This is a genomic window from Streptomyces sp. NPDC058295 (genome assembly GCF_042880655.1).
Classification (GTDB): domain Bacteria; phylum Actinomycetota; class Actinomycetes; order Streptomycetales; family Streptomycetaceae; genus Streptomyces; species Streptomyces coriariae.
The window spans coordinates 126137-145898 of sequence record NZ_JBHVYO010000018.1 but is presented as its reverse complement, the minus strand read 5'-3'; the positions used below and the strand labels follow the sequence as shown (position 1 = coordinate 145898).

Genomic DNA, 19762 nt, shown 5'->3' with positions numbered 1-19762 from the left:
AACCGAAAAGGCTTTCTGAAAGCTAGAACCCGGCTCACGACCCGTCAATCCCCTTGCAGGGAACGGTTGTACGGGCCGCCGCGCCGGGTGATGCCGAAAACTGTGAAAGCCCCTTGCGGGCATCCCGGCCGAAACATCTCGCGTACGGTTTACGCACGCGCCGCGAGACAGGAGAACCTCCATGACACCGGCCGTCGGCCCCTCTCGTTCGCAGCCCGCCACGCTCAGCGATGTCGCCCGGCTGGCCGGAGTGTCCATCGCCACCGCGTCCAAGGCCCTCAACGGCCGCACCCAGGTGCGCGCGGAGACACGGCAGCGGGTGATCGAAGCGGCCGAACGGCTGGCCTTCCGGCCGAACCAGCTGGCACGCGGACTGCTGGTCGGACGGTCGGGCACGGTCGGACTGCTGACCAGCGACCTGGAGGGCCGGTTCAGCATCCCGATCCTCATGGGCGCCGAGGATGCCTTCGGGGCCGGCGAGGTCGCGGTGTTCCTGTGCGACGCCCGCGGCGACGCGATCCGCGAGCAGCACCATGTCCGCGCGCTGCTGGGGCGCCGCGTCGACGGTCTCATCGTGGTGGGCAGCCGGACCGACCCCCGGCCCTCCCTGGGGCGTGAGCTCCCCGTGCCCGTCGTCTACGCCTACGCGCCGTCGGACGATCCGGCCGATCTGTCCATCGTGCCCGACAGCGTCGACGCCGGCCGGATCGCGGTCGAGCACCTGCTGGCCTGCGGCCGCACCCGGATCGCGCACATCACCGGCGACCCCGGGTACCTGGCGGCGCGGGAACGGGCCGAGGGCGCCCTGGCCGCGCTGGCCGACGCCGGTCTCGCCCCGGCCGGCGAACCGAGGTTCGGGGCGTGGTCGGAGGGCTGGGGACGGGCGGCCACCGCGCTGCTGCTCGACCGGCATCCGCATCTCGACGCCGTGCTGTGCGGCAGCGACCAGATCGCCCGGGGCGTCATGGACGTCCTGCGCGAGCGGGGCCACCGGGTGCCGGAGGACGTGGCGGTCATGGGCTTCGACAACTGGCAGGTCCTGACCGCTGCCTCGCGGCCGCCGCTGACCAGCGTCGACATGAATCTGGAGCAGGTCGGCCGCGCGGCGGCGCACGCCCTGTTCGGCGCGATCGGCGGGGTGCGGCGCTCGGGCGTGGAGACCGTGCGCTGCCGCGTGGTGATCAGGGGGTCGACGGCGCCGCTGTCCTGAGCCTCCCACCGCCTCGAACGCCTGGGCCTGCCGCTGCCCCGAACTCCGGAACCTCCCGGCCCGCGGTCCCGGTGCGCCCCGCCCTCTCTTGACACTTCATCAGGTCGCTCCTACGTTGCGAAAACCTTTTAGGTCAGTTTCCGTTCCGCATGTCAGGCACATGCCATTGCCGGCTCGCCGTCACCCTGACAGGGAGCACCTCATGAAGCGCCTCCTCGTCGCACTCGTGCTCATCCTCTGTTCCGTCTGTTCCGTGACCCCGGCCGCCGCCGCGCAGACGATCGGGTTCCCCTCCTTCACCGGACCCGCGATCCCGGCTCCGCCCGTCGCCTACACACCGGGCGACATGATGCGAAGCATCTACGACGCGGAAAGTTCGGGAACCGATTTCTGGATGGACCGGCTGCTGGCCCGCACCGGCGACGACCCGGCCGGGCCCTGGCTGATGAGCCGGGGCCGGGCGGTCTTCATGAAGACCCACAACCCCGCGGTCCTCGGCTTCGGCGGTCATGTCGCCTACTGGGAGAGCGTCAACGACAACAACGCCTACACCGTCGCGATCAGCCCGGGCACCTTCACCGAACAGGTCGCCCAGCGGCGGCAGGTGCCGAGCCACTGGAAGAGCGTGCACACCAACGGCTCGATCACCGTCACTCAGACCAAGTTCCTCACCGAGAACAACGTCGCCGTGACCAACCTGTCGATCAGGAACAACGGCACCGGCTCCACCACCCTCCAGTTACGGGCGACTTCGCCGATCGCCACCACGGGTACCGGCAGCGAGCTGACCGGGCAGGTGAACGCCTACAACAACCTCACCACCATCCGGCCGCGCCTGACCGGCGACGGCTTCAGCGTCTCCGGCGGCGGCCTCGACCGGTCCGTGACCGTCGGCGCCGGAGCCACGGTGACCGCCAAGGTGGTGATGGGCTTCGTCACCGACGAGATCCCCGAGTCGCTCACCGAGTACAACGCCTATGCGGGCTACTCCGACACCACCGCCTTCGCCACCCACGTCAGGGCGTACAACCTGTGGTGGGCGCGGAACGTGCCCTACATCGACGTGCCCGAAGGGGCGATCAAGAAGAACATCTACTACCGCTGGTGGCTGATGCGCTTCAACAACCTCGACGCCGACATCCCCGGGCAGACCTTCCAGTTCCCGACCTCGACCGAAGGTGTCCTGGGCTACAACAACGCGATCGCGCTCACCCAGCCCATGCACATCGACGACCTGAAGTACCTGCGCGACCCGGCCTACGCCTACGGGGACTGGCTCAGCGCCGGCCAGACCTCCAAGGGCGGCCGCTTCCTGGACAACCCCGGTGACCCGGAGAACTGGTCCAACAGCTACACCCAGTACATCGCCGAGGCGGCGTGGAAGAGCTACCAGATCCACGGCGGGCAACCGGCGATCGCCGGCAACCTCGCACGCTACGCGGAGGGAGACGTCAAGGGACAGCTCTCCTCCTACGACCACGACAACAACAAGCTCATCGAGTACGACTGGGGCGCTCTGACGGGCAACGACGCCGATGCCGTCTCCTTCCACTGGAAGCCCGGGAACATGGACCGCGCCGAGTCCGCCTACCAGTACAGCGGCGCGCTCGCCGCCGCCCAGGCCTACGAGGCGGTCGGCAACACGGCCAAGGCCACCGAGATGCGCACCCTCGCGACGCAGATCAAGGACGCCATCGTCAACGTCCTGTGGAACCCGAACCGGCAGCTGTTCGAGCACCGGCTCAAGTCGACGAACGAGTGGGTGCCCTGGAAGGAGATCAACAACTACTACCCGTTCGCGGTCGGGGCGGTCCCCGACACCGCGACGTACAAACAGGCCCTGCGCCTGTACGACGACCCGGCCCAGTACCCCGTCTTCCCCTTCTACACGGCCAACCAGGTGGACAAGAAGGCGGCGGCCGACGCCGGGAACCCCGGCTCCAACAACTTCTCCACCATCAACTCGACCGTGCAGTTCCGGCTCTACTCCTCCGTGCTGCGCAACTACTCCAACTCCTGGATGAACGCGACCGACTACAAGAAGCTGCTGTACTGGAACACCTGGGCGCAGTACATCGGCGGCAACACCCAGTGGCCGGACGCGAACGAGTTCTGGGCGGACTGGAACGGCACCGGGATCGACTACCGGTCCTGGATCCACCACAACATCCTGGGCAGCAGCAACTGGACGGTGATCGAGGACGTCGCCGGGCTGCGGCCGCGCAACGACGCGAAGGTCGAGCTGTCCCCGATCGACATCGGCTGGAGCCACTTCACGGTCAACAACCTCCGCTACCGGGGCGCCGACCTGACCGTCGTCTGGGACGACCCGGCCGACGGCGTGGTGCGCTACCCCGGCGTCCCGGAGGGCTACTCGATCTTCGTCAACGGCAGCCGGGCCGCGACGGTCGGTTCGCTGGTGCCCTTCACCTGGGACCCGGCCACCGGAAACGTGACCACCAGCGGCACGGTCACCCACCACACGGCCGTCGCGGGGCTCAGGGCCCCGAACCAGGTCGTGCAGAACAGCCCCCGGATGGTCGACATGCTCGCCAAGGCGGGCGTCGACCTGACCGCCGACCTCACCAACCTCGCCGCCGGGGCGACCGTGTCCGCCTCCGCCACCGGGTCCGGCAGCAGCACCGCCGGCGCGATCGACGGATACCCCACCAACGAGCCCTTCTGGGGCGCCGGCGGGTCGGCCAACAGCCAGGACTGGTACGAGCTGAACTTCGGCACGGCCCGCACCCTCGACGAGGTACGCCTGTACTTCAAGGACAGCCGCCCGGCCAGTACGACCTACCGGGCACCGTCCGCGTACACCGTCCAGTACCACGACGGCAGTTCCTGGGTGAACGCACCCGGCCAGACCAGGAGCCCGGCGGTGCCACGCGCCAACTACAACCTCGTACGGTTCCCGGCGGTCACCGCCCAACGCGTCCGGGTCCTGGCCACCAACGCCTCCGGTGCCAAGACGGGACTCACCGAGATCAAGGTGTACCACCGGGGCGGCGTCCAGCCACCGGCCAACCTGGCGACGTCCGCGACACCCTCCGCGTCCTACACCTCCCCCTGGGAGGCCGTCGCCGCCGTCAACGACGGAATCGACCCGCCGTCGTCCGACGACACGGTGAACCCGCGCTGGGGGACCTGGCCGGAGACCGGCCAGCAGTGGGCGGAACTGACCTGGCCGTCGGCGAAGACCCTGAACAGGGCCGAGGTGTACTTCTTCGACGACGACCAGGGCATCGACATGCCGGCAGCCTGGAAGCTCCAGTACTGGAACGGCAGCGCCTACGTCGACCTGCCCGGAACCGGCGGCTATCCGCTGGTCAAGAACCAGTACAACACCGTCGCCTTCACCGCCACGAGGACCACCCGGCTGCGGGTGCTGCTCACCGGCAACGGCACCGACTCCGTCGGCCTCCTCGAAGCAAAGGTGTACGGACCGTGACCCGTTCCACATGCCTGGCCGCGCTCATCGCCCTGCTGACCCTGGCGGTCGCCTTCCTCGTGGCGCCGCCCGCCTCCGCCGCCGTCGCGTTCACCTCGACGGGGGTGAACCAGAACGGCGGCAACTGCTTGGATCTACCGGGTGGTTCGACAACCAACGGGGCCCGACTGCGCGCCTTCGCCTGCGGCTCCGGCGCGAACCAGAACTTCGCCCACACGCTGGTCTCCGGGACCAGCGACACGTACACGATCACCACGCAGTCCGGTCAGTGCGTCGACGTCTACGGGGCGTCCACGGCGGACAACTCGGCGATCATCCAGTGGCCCTGCCACGGCGGGACGAACCAGCGGTGGCGGCTCGTCGCGGTGTCGGTCGGCGGCACCGACAAGACCTTCAACCTGGTCTCCGTGAACTCGGGCAAGTGCGTCACACCCAGCGGCGGGTCCTCGGCGTCCGGCACCGACCTGGTGCAGCTGCCGTGCTCCGCCGCGAACGGCAGGGTGTGGCGGCTGCCCGGCTTCACCGGCGGCGGCACCGCTCCGCACACGTTCACCAACCCCCTGTCCCAGCACGGCCCCGACCCCTGGCTCACGTACTACGACGGCTCCTACTACCTCGCCACGACCACCTGGAACTCGACGGTCACCATGCGCAAGGCCAGCACCCTGGCCGGGCTCGCCACCGCCACCGACCAGGTGATCTTCAACCTGACCCGGCCCAACGGGGCGGGCACGATGTGGGCGCCGGAGTTCCATCTGCTCGACGGCCCGAACGGCAAGCGGTGGTACTTCTACTACACGGCCGGCCGCGAGCCCTACGACCTCGGCACCCAGCGCATCCACGTGCTCGAGAGCGCGGGCCTCGACCCGATGGGGCCGTACGGCTTCAAGGCCGACCTGCTCGACCCGACCCAGGACAACACCTGGGAACTGGACCCGGGGATCCTGCGACTCAACGGTCAGCTCTACCTGTTGGGCACCTTCTACAACGGCTCGCAGCCGATGTTCATCCGGCCGCTGTCGAACCCGTGGACCGCGAGCGGCACCCGCCGTGTGCTGTCCACGCCGACCTACAACTGGGAGACGGTGGGCGGCGCGGTCAACGAGGGCGCCGAAGTGCTCCAGCGGGACGGCAGAACGTACATCGTCTACTCCGCCAGCCACTGCTCCACACCCGACTACAAGCTCGGGCTGCTCACCTACAACGGCGGTGACCCGCTCAGCTCCTCGTCGTGGGTCAAGTCACCGAACCCGGTCTTCCAGCGGTCAAACGCCAACGGCGTCCACGGTCCCGGCCACAACGGGTTCTTCAAGTCGCCCGACGGGACCGAGGACTGGATCGTCTACCACGCCAACAACTCCACGGGCGGCGGCTGCGACATGAACCGGACGACCCGGGCACAGAAGTTCACCTGGAACACCGACGGCACGCCGAACTTCGGCACCCCGGTGGCCCTCGGCGTCACACTCACCGCCCCCTCGGGCGAGTAGCCGGACCCGTCATCCGCGGGGCATCGCGTCGATGCCCCGCGGAGGCGTGTCGTCACCCGTCGGCGCAGGTGGCGGCAAGCGTCACGGCGTTCACACCGCCTGGTCCCCCAACAGCTCTCCGGGCAGGACCGGTCGGGGAAGCGAGGTGGCGGCGACGGCCGGCTTGCGGATCAGCAGCAGCGCCGCGTCGTCGTGCAGTCGTCCGCCGACGTGCGCCAGCAGTTCGTCGTGGATCCCGCCGACCGTGCGCGCCGGATCGTCGCCGAGGTGCTGCTCGAGGCCTTCGACGAGCGGGTAGAACTCCCGGTCGCGGTCCCGGGCCTCGATGACCCCGTCCGTGTAGAGCAGCAGTTGGTCACCGTCGGCGAAGGGGAGCACCTGGAGGCTCGGGTTCTGGTCGGTCAGGGCGCGCAGCCCGAGGGGCGGGGCGGGCTGCGGGGGCTCCACCGCCACGACGCTTCGGGAGGCGCCGACCAGCAGCGGTGGCGCGTGTCCGCAGTTCACCATCTCCAGCTCGCCCGATCGCGGGTATCCGGCGACCACGGCGGTGACGAAGTCGTCGGTACCGAGGTTGCGCGCGAGGCTCCGCTCGATCCTGTCGACGACGGCGAGGAGATCGGGTTCGTCGTAGGCGGCCTCCCGGAAGACACCGAGGACGAGTGCGGCGGTCCCCACGGCGGGCAGCCCCTTGCCCCGCACATCACCGACGATCAGCCGTACGCCGTACGGGGTGGGCACCAGCGCGTAGAGATCGCCGCCGATCCGGGCCTCCGCGGCCGCGGCGCTGTAACGGACGGCGACCTCGAACGGACCGACGGTCGCCGGCACCGGCCTGAGCAGCGCGTGCTGGGCGGCCTCCGCGACCGACCGGACGTCCGCGAGCACCCGCTCACGGCGCCCGCGCAGCGCGCTGGCCAGGCCACTCGCCAGGGTGACGGCCACCAGGGCGGCCAGTACGGCGGCCACCTCGCGGCCGGGAGCACCGACCCGGGCGCCGAGCGTCGCGCCGACCACCGCGGCGAGAAGGCCGACGCACAGGACACCGCGCGGGCCGTTGGTCGTGGCGGCCAGCGCGGGCCCTGCCGACAGCAGGGGCAGCCAGATCATCCCCGCGTCACCGAAGAGACCGACGAGCATGATGACCAGGAGGATCAGAACCGGCAGCAGAGGTCCTGCCACCCGGTGTCTGAACGATGTGAACAGCCGTGTCGGGCAGTGATCGCCGCCATGGTTGCGCGCATGACCCATGCTTCGTCCGCAATCCTCATCTGTGCGTGCGCCAGGGCACTCGGAAATGTCCGTTTCATCCAGGAAACGGGTTCGACCCGGCTTTCCACAAGGATCGGATTTTCAGATAGTGAACGATCACCCGGTGAGTGAAAGACCCCTGGTCACGCGGCTCGCGGTCGGGAGCAGCCGGGCCCGCACCTGTTCGAGCCGGGACAGCCGGTCGACCGGCAGCGAGACGCCGAGCGAGCCGAGGATGTCGCCGCTGTAGACGGGCACCGCCACGCAGACCGTGCCCAGGGCGTACTCCTCCAGGTCCGTGACGGCCGGGGCCGCCGGCGAGGAGTCCAGTTGCCGGAGCAGTTCGGGGGCGCTGGTGATGGTCCTGGGCGTGAGATCGGCGAGGTGGTGGCGGGAGAGGTACTCCTTGCGGGCCTCCTCGTCCAGTTCCCGCAGTACCGACTTGCCGAGCGCGGTGGCGTGTCCCGCGTCCTCGAAACCGACCCACAGGTCCACCCGGGGTGCCCGGGGGCCGTCGACGATCTCGGCGACCCGGATCTCCCCCTCCTCGTAGAAGGTGAGGTAGGCGGCGGTGGCGAGCTCGTCCCGCAGTGCGGCGAGGGCGGGCCGGACCCGGCTGAGGAGTGCCTGCGCCCGGCCCGCCGTGTGCAGCGTCTGGAGCCGGTCCCCCAGGATGAACCCGCCGTCCGGGAGTTTCCGCAGGTAGCCGTCGTTCACGAGGGTCCGCAGCAGATGGTAGGCGGTGGCCAGGGGCAGACCCGTCTCGCGCGCCAGCTGTTTCGCCGGCGCGCCGTTCTCGTGCGCGCTCGCCGCCTCCAGCAGGCGGAAGGCCCGCTGCACGGAGGTGATGAGCGTGGGGCCGTCCTGCGCACCCATAGGACCAGCCTGCGCCAGACACCCGGCTCGGGCAAGGCGCGCGGGGCCCCTGCTAGCGCATCCCGCCGGGGGCCGCGGCCGTGCCCAGCAGGGCCGACAGCTGCGGGGAGTACGTGGCGTGCAGCACGAGTGCCGCGCTGCCGACCACCGCCGCGTCCGTGCCGAGCCAGGACGCCTCGACCTCGACGACCCGGACGTGCCGGGACAACGGCCGGCTGGCCAGCGCGGCGGCGACGATCTCGACGTACCGCGACTCGACGTGCTGGATGCCGTGACCGCCGAGGACGATCAGGTCCACGTCGAGGAAGTTCGCGATGTCGACCGCGACCGAGGCGACGTGCTCCGCGGTCTCGTCGATGACCGCCGCCGCGACCGGGTCGCCGGCCGCCGCGGCCACCCCGATGGCGGCGTGGTCGACCGCCTCGGGACGCTCGGCGAACACCCGCGCCAGCGCACTGTCCGGATGGGGACCGGCGGCGAGCCTGCGGTGCACCTCGGCGACGATCGCCGTGGGGTTCACGAGCCGTTCGAGGCAGCCCCGGTTGCCGCAGTAGCACTCCGGTCCTTCGGGCAGCACCGAGGAGTGCCCGAACTCGCCCGCGTTGAGTGAACCGCCCCGGTACACCTGGTGGTTGAGGATGAGGCCGCCGCCGACGCCGGTACCGAAGAAGAAGTAGGCGAAGTCGGCCACGCCCTTGCCCTTGCCCGACCAGCGTTCGCCGACCGCGGCGGCGGTGGCGTCGTTGTCGAGGGTCACCGGCAGGCCGGTCGCCTCGCTCAGCATGTGCTGCACCGGGACCCGCGTCCAGCGGGCCAGCTGGGGCGCGCCGACGATCGTGCCCGCCTCGAGGTCGATCGGGCCGGGAGTGGCGAGGCCCAGCCCGAGGACCTTGCCGCGGTCGACGCCCGTCTCGGCCAGTACGTCGGCGACCAGTTCCGCCATGTCCTTGACGACCCGGGCCGGGTCGATGCCGGGGTCGGTGGGGCGCTTCTTGACGACCAGCGGCCGGCCGAGCAGGTCGACCACGGTGCAGCTGAGCTCCACGGGATCGAAGTGGAGGCCGACCGCGCTGCCCGCCTCGGCGTTGATGCGCAGGGTGGTGCGCGGCTTGCCGCCGCTGGACACCCTGCTCGCGCCGTCCTCCCGCACGATGCCCTCGTCGAGCAGACGCCGCACGATGCCTGAGACCGTCTGCGGGGTGAGGCCCGTGTGCTGGGCGATCTCGACCCGGCTGATGCCGTCGGCGAGCTGGATCTGGTCCAGGACGACGGCCCGGTTGTATCGCCCGACCTTGGGAAGGTTCGTTCCTGCCTGCCGCACGCACGGTCCTCTCTCGTTTCCCCCTACAACCTATCTCTCGCAGCCCATTGACTTAGTAAAACAAATGGATTTAGTGTCCGGCAGACGAAATCTCGGACACGAAGGCACAGGGCAGTGCCATCGGAGGCAAGTTGATGTCCATGCAATGCCGCAGGCCCGAAGGCTCGGGTGCGCCCAGGCGCGTTCCCGGCGGTGGGGAGCACCACTCATGACACCCACCGCCCCGACCCTGCTGGAGATGCGGTCGATCACCAAGACCTTCCCCGGCGTCACCGCGCTCGCCGACGTCAGTCTCGTCGTGCGGGAAGGCGAGATCCACGCCATCTGCGGCGAGAACGGCGCCGGCAAGTCCACCCTCATGAAGGTGCTCAGCGGGGTGCACCCGCACGGCAGCTACACCGGCGACATCGTCTACCGCGGCGAGCGGGTCCGGTTCCACGACATCCGGGCCAGCGAGCAGGCCGGCATCGCGATCATCCACCAGGAACTGGCCCTGGTGCCCGGTATGTCGATCACCGAGAACCTCTTCCTCGGGAACGAACCGCGCCGCCGCGGCGCCATCGACTGGAAGAAGGCCCAGCGCCTGGCCCTGGAGCTGATGGAACAGGTCGGGCTCCGGGAGGACCCCGACACCCTGATCAAGGACATCGGTGTCGGCAAGCAGCAACTCGTCGAGATAGCCAAGGCGTTCGCGAAGGACGTGAAGCTGCTGATCCTCGACGAGCCGACCGCCGCCCTCAACGAGCACGACTCGCAGCATCTGCTCGACCTGCTGCGCGGCTTCCGCGAGCGGGGCATCACCTCGATCATCATCTCGCACAAGCTGAACGAGATCGAGGCGATCGCCGACACCATCACGATCCTGCGCGACGGCCGCACCATCGAGAGCCTCGACGTACGGGCGGACGGGGTCAACGAGGACCGCATCGTGCGGGGCATGGTCGGCCGTGAGCTCGACAGCCGCTTCCCCGACCGCACGCCCGACATCGGCGAGATCTTCTTCGAGGTCCGCGACTGGACGGTACGCCACCCCAGTTCGGACGAGCGGATGGTGTGCAAGGGCTCGACGTTCCATGTCCGTCGCGGGGAGATCGTCGGCTTCGCGGGCCTCATGGGCGCGGGCCGCACCGAACTCGCGATGAGCCTCTTCGGCCGCTCCTACGGCACCTGGCTGTCGGGGCGGGTCTTCAAGGACGGCGAGGAAGTCCGGCTGAAGACCGTGTCGGACGCCATCCGGCACGGACTGGCCTACGTCAGCGAGGACCGCAAGTCGATCGGCCTGAACCTGCTGGACGACATCAAGACCTCGATGGTGGCCGCGAAGCTGTCGAAGATCGCCCGGCGGCGCGTCATCGATCCGGTGCGCGAGCACCGGATCGCCGAGGAGTACCGGCAGAGCCTGCGGATCAAGACCCCCAGCGTCGACGAGGGTGTCGTCAAGCTCTCCGGCGGCAACCAGCAGAAGGTCGTCCTGGCGAAGTGGATGTTCACCGACCCGGACCTGCTGATCCTCGACGAACCGACCCGCGGCATCGACGTGGGCGCCAAGTTCGAGATCTACGGGATCATCCAGCGGCTCGTCGCCCAGGGCAAAGGGGTGGTCGTCATCTCCTCCGAGCTGCCCGAGCTGATCGGCCTGTGCGACCGCATCTACACGGTGTTCGAGGGCACCATCACCGGCGATGTGGCGCGTGGCGACGCTGATCCGGAACTCCTGATGAAGCAGATGACCGCTACCAAGAAGAGCCCCACTCCATGAGCCGTATAACCGACCTTCAGAAGAACCTCTTCGGAGGAACGACCTCCAACGCCCGCCAGTTCGGCATGATCTCCACCCTGGTGGCGATCGTCCTGCTGTTCCAGATCTGGACCGGCGGCCTGACGCTCACGTCGGGCAACCTCATCGCGGTCGTCAGCCAGTACTCCTACATCCTGATCCTGGCCATCGGGATGCTGATGGTGATCGTCGCCGGGCACATCGACCTGTCGGTCGGTTCGGTCGCCGCGTTCACCGGCATCGTCGTCGCCAAGGCGATGCAGGAGTACGACCTGCCGTGGCCGCTCGGCATCGCGCTCGGCCTGCTCGTCGGCGCCGCGATCGGTGCCTGGCAGGGTTTCTGGGTGGCCTACATCGGTGTGCCGGCCTTCATCGTGACCCTCGCCGGGATGCTGCTGTTCCGCGGCGGCAACCAGTACATCGGCAACGCCGACACGGTTCCGGTGCCCGAGGGCTTCCGCAAGATCGGCGCGGGCTTCCTGCCCGAGGTCGGGCCGGACACCGGGTACAACAACCTGACGCTGCTGCTCGGCGTGGCCGCCTGCGCGGGCGTGCTGTGGCGCGAGTGGACGGCGCGCCGGACCCGTCGCGAGATGAGGGCCGACCTGGCACCGCTGTGGGTGACGGGCATCCGCCTGGCCGTCATGTTCGGCGTGATCGTCTTCGCGACGCTGCGTTTCGCCGGCGGCCGGATCGGCACCAGCCTGCCGATCTCCGGCATCATCCTGATCGTTCTGGTCCTCGCGTACTCGCACTACACGCGCAACACGATCGGCGGCCGGCACATCTACGCCGTCGGCGGCAACGCGCGAGCGGCGGAACTGTCCGGTGTGAAGCTCAAGCGGGTCAACTTCCTCGTCATGATGAACATGTCGGTGCTGGCCGCGCTGGCCGGCATGATCTTCGTCGCCCGCTCCTCGGCCTCCGGACCGCAGGACGGCCTGAGCTGGGAACTGGACGCCATCGCGGCCGTGTTCATCGGCGGCGCGGCGGTCTCCGGCGGCCTGGGCACCGTCAGCGGCTCGATCGTCGGCGGCCTGGTCATGGCACTGCTCAACAACGGCCTCCAACTGGAGGGCGTCGGATCCGACATGGTCCAGATCATCAAGGGCCTGGTCCTCCTGCTCGCCGTCGCCTTCGACGTCTACAACAAGAGCCAGGGACGCTTCTCGATCATCGGCGCACTCACGCGCCCGTTCCGGCGGGACGACCCGGCGGCACCGGCTCCACCGGCGGCCCCCGACTCCGACGCCGACAAGGCCGGGATCGCGGGCTGACCGCACAGCCCGGACCTCCTCCCCTGCCGCGCTCGACGGCACACCGCACTCCCGCAACCCGCACACCGTACGAAGGGGCCAACTCCACCATGCGCACACTCGTCATCAGAAGCATCGCCGCCGTCGGCGCCGCCGCCCTGCTCACCCTGGGCACGGCCTGCTCCAACGAACGCGAGGGCTCCACCGGCAGCGACAGCGCCGAAGGCAAGGGCTTCGCGAAGGACTCCCTGATCGGCGTCGCCCTGCCCGCCAAGACCTCGGAGAACTGGGTGCTCGCCGGCGACCTGTTCACCGACGGCCTGAAGGAATCCGGCTTCAAGGCCGACGTCCAGTACGCGGGCGCCTCGACCACCGTCGCCGACCAGCAGGCGCAGATCTCCTCCATGGTCACCAAGGGCGCGAAGGTCATCGTCATCGGCGCGACCGACGCCTCGCAGCTCGCGACCCAGGTGAAGCAGGCCAAGGACGAGGGCGCCACCGTCATCGCCTACGACCGGCTCATCACGAACACGCCCGACGTCGACTACTACATCGCCTTCGACAACTTCAAGGTCGGCCAGCTCCAGGGGCAGGCCCTGATCGACGGCATGAAGGCGAAGAAGGCGAAGGGTCCCTGGACCATCGAGCTGTTCTCCGGCTCGCCGGACGACAACAACTCCAAGGTCTTCTTCGACGGTGCGATGAAGGTGCTGAAGCCCTTGATCGACAAGGGAGACATCGTTGTCGGCTCGGGGCAGACCGACATCAAGCAGACCGCGACCCAGGGCTGGAAGGCCGAGAACGCCCAGCAGCGTATGGACTCGCTGCTGACCTCGGCCTACGGCGGCAAGACGACCCTCGACGGTGTCCTGTCCCCGAACGACACCCTCGCCCGCGCCATCCTCACCTCGGTCAAGGGCGCCGGCAAGCCGGTCCCGGTCGTCACCGGTCAGGACTCCGAGGTCGAGTCGGTGAAGTCGATCATGGCCGGTGAGCAGTACTCGACCATCAACAAGGACACCCGCAAGCTCGTCGCGGAGACCGTCAACATGGTCAAGGCCCTGCAGAAGGGCGACAAGCCGACCATCAACGACACCAAGTCGTACGACAACGGCAAGAAGGTCGTCCCGTCCTTCCTCCTGCCGCCGGTCATCGTGACCAAGGAGAACGCGGCCGAGGCCTACGCGAACGACCCCAAGCTGGCAGCGCTCACCAAGTAGCACCGACCACCGCCTCCGCCCGCCCCGAAAGGCTCTCCGGGGCGGGCGGAGGCGGTCATGCACCAGGCGCCGGGTCGCAGCAGGTGGTGGCTCCGACCTCGCTCGCGGCGGCCAGGTAGGCGAGCACCAGGGGCCGTCTGTCGTCCCGGGCGGCCGCCACCGCCAGCCGGGACGGGGAGATGCCCCGGACCGGTACGGCGATCACCTTGTCCCGGACGACCAGCGGAGCGTTGCCGGTGGCCAGCAGCGCGATCCCCTGACCACCGGACACCGCCTCATGGGTCTCCTCGGCGCTGGCCACCACCCCGCCGATCCGCGGCGGGCGGCCGTCCCGGGCGTCGAGGGCCAGCCAGTAGTCGCGCAACGGGCCGGCCTCCGCGGGGAGGGCGAGGAAGGGCTCCTCCAGCAGGTCGGCGAAGTCCACCTGTCCCTCGGGATCGGACGCGGCCCGCGCGGCCAAGGGGTGCCCCTGCGGCAGCGCGACCAGGCGAGGCTCGCGGGCCACCACCTCGTACCGGTAACGGTCCTCGTCGGGCAGCGGCAGCCAGACGAAGGCGACGTCGCTGGATCCGTCCGCCAACCCGGCACTGGGATCGGCCCAGTTGACCTGACGCAGGACCGGCTGCGCCTGCGGACAGCGGGAGACGAGGCGGGTCCGCAGGGCGGGCAGCAGCCCACGGCCCGGACTGGTGGACATGCCGATCACCAGAGTGCGCCGCTCGGCGGTCGCCGCCTCCCGCACCGCCGCCTCCGCGGCGTGCCAGGCGGCCAGCACCTCGTGGGCGTGCGGCAGCAGGGCCTCCCCCACCGCGGTCAACCGCACCGTTCGCCGGTCCCGTTCGAACAGGACCACGCCCAGTTGCCTCTCCAGCATCCGTATCTGCTTGCTCAGCGCGGGCTGGGAGACGAACAGCCGCTCGGCAGCGCGGGTGAAGCTCAACTCCTCGGCCACCGCGGTGAAATAGCGCAGATCGCGTCCATGGATGTCCATAACTCATGGCTATCACAAGGGGTCTTGGACACCGCCCCGATGCCCGACGAAGGATGAGATCCGTCGGACGGGGAGCCCCGGACGGCGGACGACCAGGGAGACGAAGATGAGCGAGAACGCCAAGGTCTGGCTGGTCACCGGCGCGAGCAGCGGTTTCGGGCGAGCCATCGCGGAGGCCGCGGTCGCCGCGGGTGACACGGTGATCGGCACGGCCCGCCGGATCGAGGCGCTGGACGACCTGGTCGCCGCGCACCCGGACCGCGCGGAGGCGATCAGCATGGACGTCACCGACGGCGAGCGCGTCGACGCGGTGGCCGCCGACGTCCTGGCCCGTTACGGGAGGGTGGACGTGGTGGTGAACAACGCCGGCCGCACCCAGGTCGGGGCGTTCGAGGAGACCACCGATCAGGAGCTGCGCGACCTGTTCGAGCTGCATGTGTTCGGCCCGGCGCGGCTGACCCGGGCGCTGCTGCCGCAGATGAGGGAGCGGGGCAGTGGATCGGTCGTGAACATCAGCAGCTTCGGCGGTCAGCTGTCCTTCGCCGGGTTCTCCGCGTACAGCGCGACCAAGGCGGCGCTGGAGCAGCTGTCGGAGGGGCTGGCCGACGAGGTGGCGCCGTTCGGCATCAAGGTGCTGATCGTGGAGCCCGGCGCGTTCCGTACCAACCTGTTCGGCAAGGGCGCCGCGTACTTCTCCGAGGAGAACCCGGCGTACGCGGAGAAGGTCGGCGCGACCCGGCAGTTGGTGGAGGGCGGCAGCGGCGCTCAGCCCGGCGACCCGGCGAAGGCCGCGGCGGCGATCCGGCTGGCCCTGGACGCCGAGAAGACCCCGCTCCGCCTCGCACTCGGCGGTGACGCGGTCGACTTCCTGACCGGGCACCTGGACTCCGTGCGGGCAGAGCTCACCGAGTGGGAGAAGGTCTCCCGGGGAACGGACTTCGACACGGAGTGACGGCGTGACCGACGGGTGCGGCAAGCCCGGCGAGCCCGGCGGCGCACGGTCGGTTCGGCTTCCTCTTGCCGCTCGGGCATACGATATTGCTCATGACGCAAGAATCCGGTGAGCTGGAGAGCCTGGTACGCAAGCGCATCCGCGCGCTGCGTCTGGCGCAGGGCTGGTCCCTGGAGGAGCTGGCCGCCCGCGCCCAGGTCAGTCAGTCCACGCTCAGCCGTATCGAGAACGGCAGGCGCCGCCTGGCCCTGGACCAGCTCGTGACCCTCGCCCGCGCCCTGGAGACCTCCCTCGACCAGCTGGTCGAGACCGCCACGGACGACGTCGTCTCCAACCCGATCGTCGACGCGGCCCAAGGGATGCGCTGGCTCGTCAAGGCGGAACCCGGCGTGACCGTCGTACGTCAGCGCTTGACGGACCCGCCGCCCGACAACCCCTCGCGCCTGCGCGCCCACCCGGGCCGCGAATGGCTCGTCGTCCTCTCCGGCACCGCGGTCCTGCTGCTGGGCAACCGGCGCTTCCGGGTCGAGACCCACCAGGCGGCGGAGTTCCCCACGATGCTCCCGCACGCCATCGGCGCCGAGGGCGGGCCGTGCGAGGTTCTGGGCATCTTCGACCGCGACGCCCGCCGCGGCCACCAGCGCGGCGAGGACGCCGGAAAGACGAACCGACCGGCACCGTGAGCGCCTTTTTGCGCGTCACGCAATCCAGCGGGCCATCGCCTTGCTCATTACGCAACGGGCGCCCCGGCTCGCCGTCGGCCCGCTTAGCGTGAGCGCATGAACCACCCCTCCCCGCACACGACGCACCCCGCCACGCACCGTCTTCACGAGCAGGAGCACGTGACCGAGCACGAGCACGAGGCGGGCGACCAGGCGGAGATCCTCGACCTGGACGCGGAAGTACTCGCCGAACACATCGCGTCCATCACCGCCTGGCTGCCCGTCGGGACCAGCCCCTCCCGCATCCTGGACCTGGGCTGCGGGACCGGAGCGGGCACCCTCGCTCTGCTCGAACGCTTTCCCGAGGCCGAGGTGACGGCCGTCGACGTCTCGGACGCCCACCTGGACCGCCTGCGGGAGAAGGCCGGCGCGGCCGGAGCGGCGGACCGCGTGCGCGTCGTGCGGGCCGACCTCGACGCGACGGCATGGCCCGCACTCGGCACGCCGGAGCTGGTCTGGGCGTCGGCCTCCCTGCACCACCTGGCCGACCCCGGCCGCGCCCTGCGTCAGGTCCACGACCTGCTGGCACCGGGCGGACTGTTCGCCGTCGTCGAGCTGGCGGGCTTCCCCCGGTTCCTGCCCGAGAGCGCCCCGAAGGACGCTCCCGGTCTCGAGGAGCGCTGTCATGCCGCACTCGACCGCCATCACGCCGAGCGGCTCCCCCACCGCGGTGCCGACTGGGGAACCGAGCTGGCGAAGGCCGGCTTCACCGTCGAGGGCGAACGCACCGTCACCGTCGACATCGGCCCGCCCCACACCGACGCGGTCGGCCGCTACGCGCTGAGCGGTCTGCGCCGGATACGCGGCGGTGTCGCGGCCCTCCTGACGGCCGAGGATCTGGCCGCCTTCGACCGGCTGCTCGACCCCGACAGCCCGCACGGCGTCCGGCACCGCACCGACCTGCGCGTGCGGACCGAACGCACGGTGTGGGCCGCCCGCCGCACCTGACGGCCGGTGCCCGGCTCACCTCACGGGTAGTTCACCAGGTTGGCCACGTTGGTGCCCGAGTTGGACGGTCCACCCCGGTCGTTGATGACGTGCCGGATGGTTCCGGTGCCGCCGAGCGAGACCGTCACCATGTTCTGGAAGCGCACGTTCGGGTTGGCCGGCACCTCGAAGGCGTGCTCGGCGGTGACGCTCGGGTCGACATTGAAGTAGCAGTAGCTGCCGAGTCCGTAGGCCTGGTGGCTGGTGACCGAGTCGGCGACCTTGTAGGCGGCGTAGCCCTGGGTGGAACCGTTCATCCAGGCGGCCTGGTTGGGCGGGTCGTAGGGCATCTCGTTCTGGTAGAAGTACGTCCGGCCGCCGTTGCCGTTCCAGAGGGTCTGGTGCTTCTGGTAGTGCTCGACGAACAGGCCGTACATGGTGACGTCGTCGCCGTTGACGACGAGTCCGGTGGCCGCCGTGTTGGTGTTCCAGCCGATGCCGGTGCCGTGGTCGCCGCGCCAGATCCACATGTGGTCGCCGATGACGTCGTCGCTGTTGACGACGAGGCTGGTGGTCGCCTTGCCCACGGCGGCCCCGCCGACCCGGAAGTAGACATCGTGCAGGGAGGTGGGGTTCGCGGTGTGGTCGGCGGCGGCGCCGGCCGGGCCGATCTCCATGAGGGTCTGCGAGTTGGTGGTGCCCGCGTCGAAGAGGACGCCGGCGACCTTCACTCCGTCGACGTCGGCGACGGTCATGGCGGTGACGCCGTTGTCCGGGACGAACGTGGCGAGGCCGAGCCCGAGCACGACGGTGTCGGGGCGGGTCACCCGCAGGGTCTGGTTCAGGTGGTAGACACCGGGGGTGACCAGCAGGTTCTTGCCCTCGGCAAGCGCGGTGTTGATCTGTGCGGCGGTCGCGCCCGGCTTGACGACGAAGAACTAGTCGATGCCGAGCGAGCTGCCGGCGGCGGTCCCGTTCGCCCAGGTGGTGGCCGAGGAGTCGGCCCGCAGGGAGGGGACGAACACCTTGTAGGCGCCGGCGGCGTCCACGTAGAGGAAGGGCTTCTCCCGCACGCGGGGAGTCCGGTCGACCGTGGTGTGGGGCGGGTTGGGGAAGCTGTTGCCGGGCACCCCCTGGCTGCCGACGAAGACCATGTTCCAGTTGGAGCCGGTCCAGCCGCCGAGTTGGGAGTTACGGGTCAGCCACTGCTGCTGGGTGCCGGACCGCACCTGGCCGTCGATCTTGCTGTCGGCCATGAACCCGCCGCTGGACCAACCGCCGTCGCTCAGCTCCAGGTTGCCGCGGACATGCATGCGCCGGTAGCCGGAGGCCTGGGAGACCGCCCACCGGTCGGTACCGCCGGTCGGGTTGACCGACAAATTCTCCGCGCCGCGCCAGAAGTTCTGGGTGGCGTTCTGCGGCGGGAACCAGTCGGCCTCCACATGCACGGCGCCGTTGATCGTGACCGAGTCGGGCGACTGACCGAGGCCCAGGACCTGGGTGTAGAAGCCGACGTTGACGTCGTTGCTGTACGTGCCGGGCTTGAACATGACCGCGTAGCGCTGGGAGCCGAACTGGTTCGTCTCCTGCTGCTGGAAGATCGAGTTCAGTCGGCTCTGGATCGTGGACGACGGCATCGACGGGTCGAAGACGACGACGCCCGGCCCGAGGTCGACGTCCCCAGGGGCAGTGCTCACCGGCGCGACCTGGAAGCGCTGGGCGGCCGTGCCGTTGCAGGTGTACTGGACCAGTTGGACGCTGTCGGCCGTCGAGGCGGACGGGACGTCGAGGCACTTGCCGCTGTTGCGGTTGACGAAGCGGTAGGCGCCGCCGCCCTCGTCGACGGCCTGCCACTGCTGGTTGGCGCCGCCGCCGTACGTCCACAGGTGCACGGCCGCGTTGTCGGCGGTGGACACGTCGCTCACGTCCACGACCTGCTGGGCCTCGTTGCGGTTGCCGATCCGCACGAAGCCGTCGCCGGTCGCGGTGAAACTCCACTGCTGGGCGGTGCTGTCGTTGCACGCGTACTGCTGTACGGCGGTGCCGTTCACGGTCGCGGCAGCCCGGGCGTCCAGGCATTTGCCGCTGCCGGAGTTCACCACCGTGGACCAGCCGGTGGGCAGGGCGGTGGCCGCGTCGGTCGCGGCCCGGGCGAGCTGGACGCCGGTGAAGAGCGAGACCGCCGTGGCCGCGGCGACGGAAGCCGCGACCCAGGGGCCGGCGAGGGACGGTCGGGGGATGCGGAGCACGTCTTCTCCTGTGCCGCCGGGACGGCGTGAGGGGGATCGGGGAAGGCAGGAACGGGTCGGCGGGGGTGC

Annotated in this window: 13 protein-coding genes and 1 pseudogene; 9 read left to right on the top strand and 5 right to left on the bottom strand. The window is 69.8% G+C overall.

Annotation, left to right across the window (positions count from 1 at the left end):
- Window positions 1-181: 181 nt before the first annotated feature.
- The 3 genes from ACFVYS_RS21035 (at window position 182) to ACFVYS_RS21025 (ending at window position 6154) form a co-directional block, all read left to right on the top strand.
- On the top strand, window positions 182-1210 hold the full coding sequence (locus ACFVYS_RS21035) for a LacI family DNA-binding transcriptional regulator (RefSeq protein WP_389504053.1): 1029 nt from the start codon (window positions 182-184) through the stop codon (window positions 1208-1210).
- Window positions 1211-1412: 202 nt separating this feature from the next.
- Window positions 1413-4664 (top strand): discoidin domain-containing protein, encoded by a 3252-nt coding sequence (locus ACFVYS_RS21030; RefSeq protein WP_389504051.1) that lies wholly within the window; start codon window positions 1413-1415, stop codon window positions 4662-4664.
- Window positions 4661-6154 (top strand): family 43 glycosylhydrolase, encoded by a 1494-nt coding sequence (locus tag ACFVYS_RS21025; RefSeq protein WP_389504049.1) that lies wholly within the window; start codon window positions 4661-4663, stop codon window positions 6152-6154. Before ACFVYS_RS21030 ends, ACFVYS_RS21025 begins: the two co-directional genes overlap by 4 nt.
- A gap of 90 nt (window positions 6155-6244) precedes the next feature.
- Here the strand turns inward: ACFVYS_RS21025 and ACFVYS_RS21020 are convergent, their stop codons facing one another.
- The 3 genes from ACFVYS_RS21020 to ACFVYS_RS21010 all read right to left on the bottom strand — a co-directional run bounded on the left by ACFVYS_RS21020 (window position 6245) and on the right by ACFVYS_RS21010 (window position 9599).
- Window positions 6245-7402, bottom strand: coding sequence for a PP2C family protein-serine/threonine phosphatase (locus ACFVYS_RS21020; protein ID WP_389504047.1), 1158 nt, complete (start codon window positions 7400-7402; stop codon window positions 6245-6247).
- 117 nt (window positions 7403-7519) lie between these two features.
- Window positions 7520-8278, bottom strand: a complete 759-nt coding sequence (locus tag ACFVYS_RS21015) for an IclR family transcriptional regulator (RefSeq protein ID WP_389504045.1) — start codon at window positions 8276-8278, stop codon at window positions 7520-7522.
- Between the two features lie 52 nt (window positions 8279-8330).
- Window positions 8331-9599, bottom strand: coding sequence for an ROK family transcriptional regulator (locus ACFVYS_RS21010; protein ID WP_389504044.1), 1269 nt, complete (start codon window positions 9597-9599; stop codon window positions 8331-8333).
- 208 nt (window positions 9600-9807) lie between these two features.
- On the opposite strand from ACFVYS_RS21010, the gene mmsA reads away from it, so the two are divergent.
- From mmsA to ACFVYS_RS20995, 3 genes are all read left to right on the top strand, one after another.
- Complete coding sequence (gene mmsA, locus ACFVYS_RS21005) at window positions 9808-11358, top strand: multiple monosaccharide ABC transporter ATP-binding protein (RefSeq protein WP_389504042.1); 1551 nt, start codon at window positions 9808-9810, stop codon at window positions 11356-11358.
- Window positions 11355-12653 carry a multiple monosaccharide ABC transporter permease gene (mmsB, locus tag ACFVYS_RS21000; protein WP_389504040.1) on the top strand — a complete coding sequence of 433 codons (1299 nt, stop codon included), beginning with the start codon at window positions 11355-11357 and terminating at the stop codon, window positions 12651-12653. Before mmsA ends, mmsB begins: the two co-directional genes overlap by 4 nt.
- An 89-nt stretch (window positions 12654-12742) precedes the next feature.
- Window positions 12743-13852, top strand: a complete 1110-nt coding sequence (locus ACFVYS_RS20995; RefSeq protein WP_389504038.1) for a substrate-binding domain-containing protein — start codon at window positions 12743-12745, stop codon at window positions 13850-13852.
- A 55-nt stretch (window positions 13853-13907) separates the two neighbouring features.
- On the opposite strand, the gene ACFVYS_RS20990 is transcribed toward ACFVYS_RS20995, so the two are convergent.
- Complete coding sequence (locus tag ACFVYS_RS20990) at window positions 13908-14843, bottom strand: LysR substrate-binding domain-containing protein (RefSeq protein ID WP_389504036.1); 936 nt, start codon at window positions 14841-14843, stop codon at window positions 13908-13910.
- A gap of 106 nt (window positions 14844-14949) precedes the next feature.
- On the opposite strand from ACFVYS_RS20990, the gene ACFVYS_RS20985 reads away from it, so the two are divergent.
- The 3 genes from ACFVYS_RS20985 to ACFVYS_RS20975 all read left to right on the top strand — a co-directional run bounded on the left by ACFVYS_RS20985 (window position 14950) and on the right by ACFVYS_RS20975 (window position 17465).
- The gene (locus ACFVYS_RS20985; protein WP_389504034.1) at window positions 14950-15795 is read left to right on the top strand and encodes an oxidoreductase; all 846 of its coding nucleotides are present in this window, start codon (window positions 14950-14952) and stop codon (window positions 15793-15795) included.
- A 92-nt stretch (window positions 15796-15887) separates the two neighbouring features.
- Window positions 15888-16478: a helix-turn-helix domain-containing protein gene (locus tag ACFVYS_RS20980; protein WP_389504032.1), complete on the top strand. Its 591-nt coding sequence runs from the start codon at window positions 15888-15890 to the stop codon at window positions 16476-16478.
- A gap of 96 nt (window positions 16479-16574) precedes the next feature.
- The gene (locus ACFVYS_RS20975; RefSeq protein ID WP_389504030.1) at window positions 16575-17465 is read left to right on the top strand and encodes a class I SAM-dependent methyltransferase; all 891 of its coding nucleotides are present in this window, start codon (window positions 16575-16577) and stop codon (window positions 17463-17465) included.
- A gap of 20 nt (window positions 17466-17485) precedes the next feature.
- On the opposite strand, the pseudogene ACFVYS_RS20970 reads toward ACFVYS_RS20975, so the two are convergent.
- Window positions 17486-19693 (bottom strand): annotated as a pseudogene (locus ACFVYS_RS20970) (RICIN domain-containing protein).
- Window positions 19694-19762 lie beyond the last annotated feature (69 nt).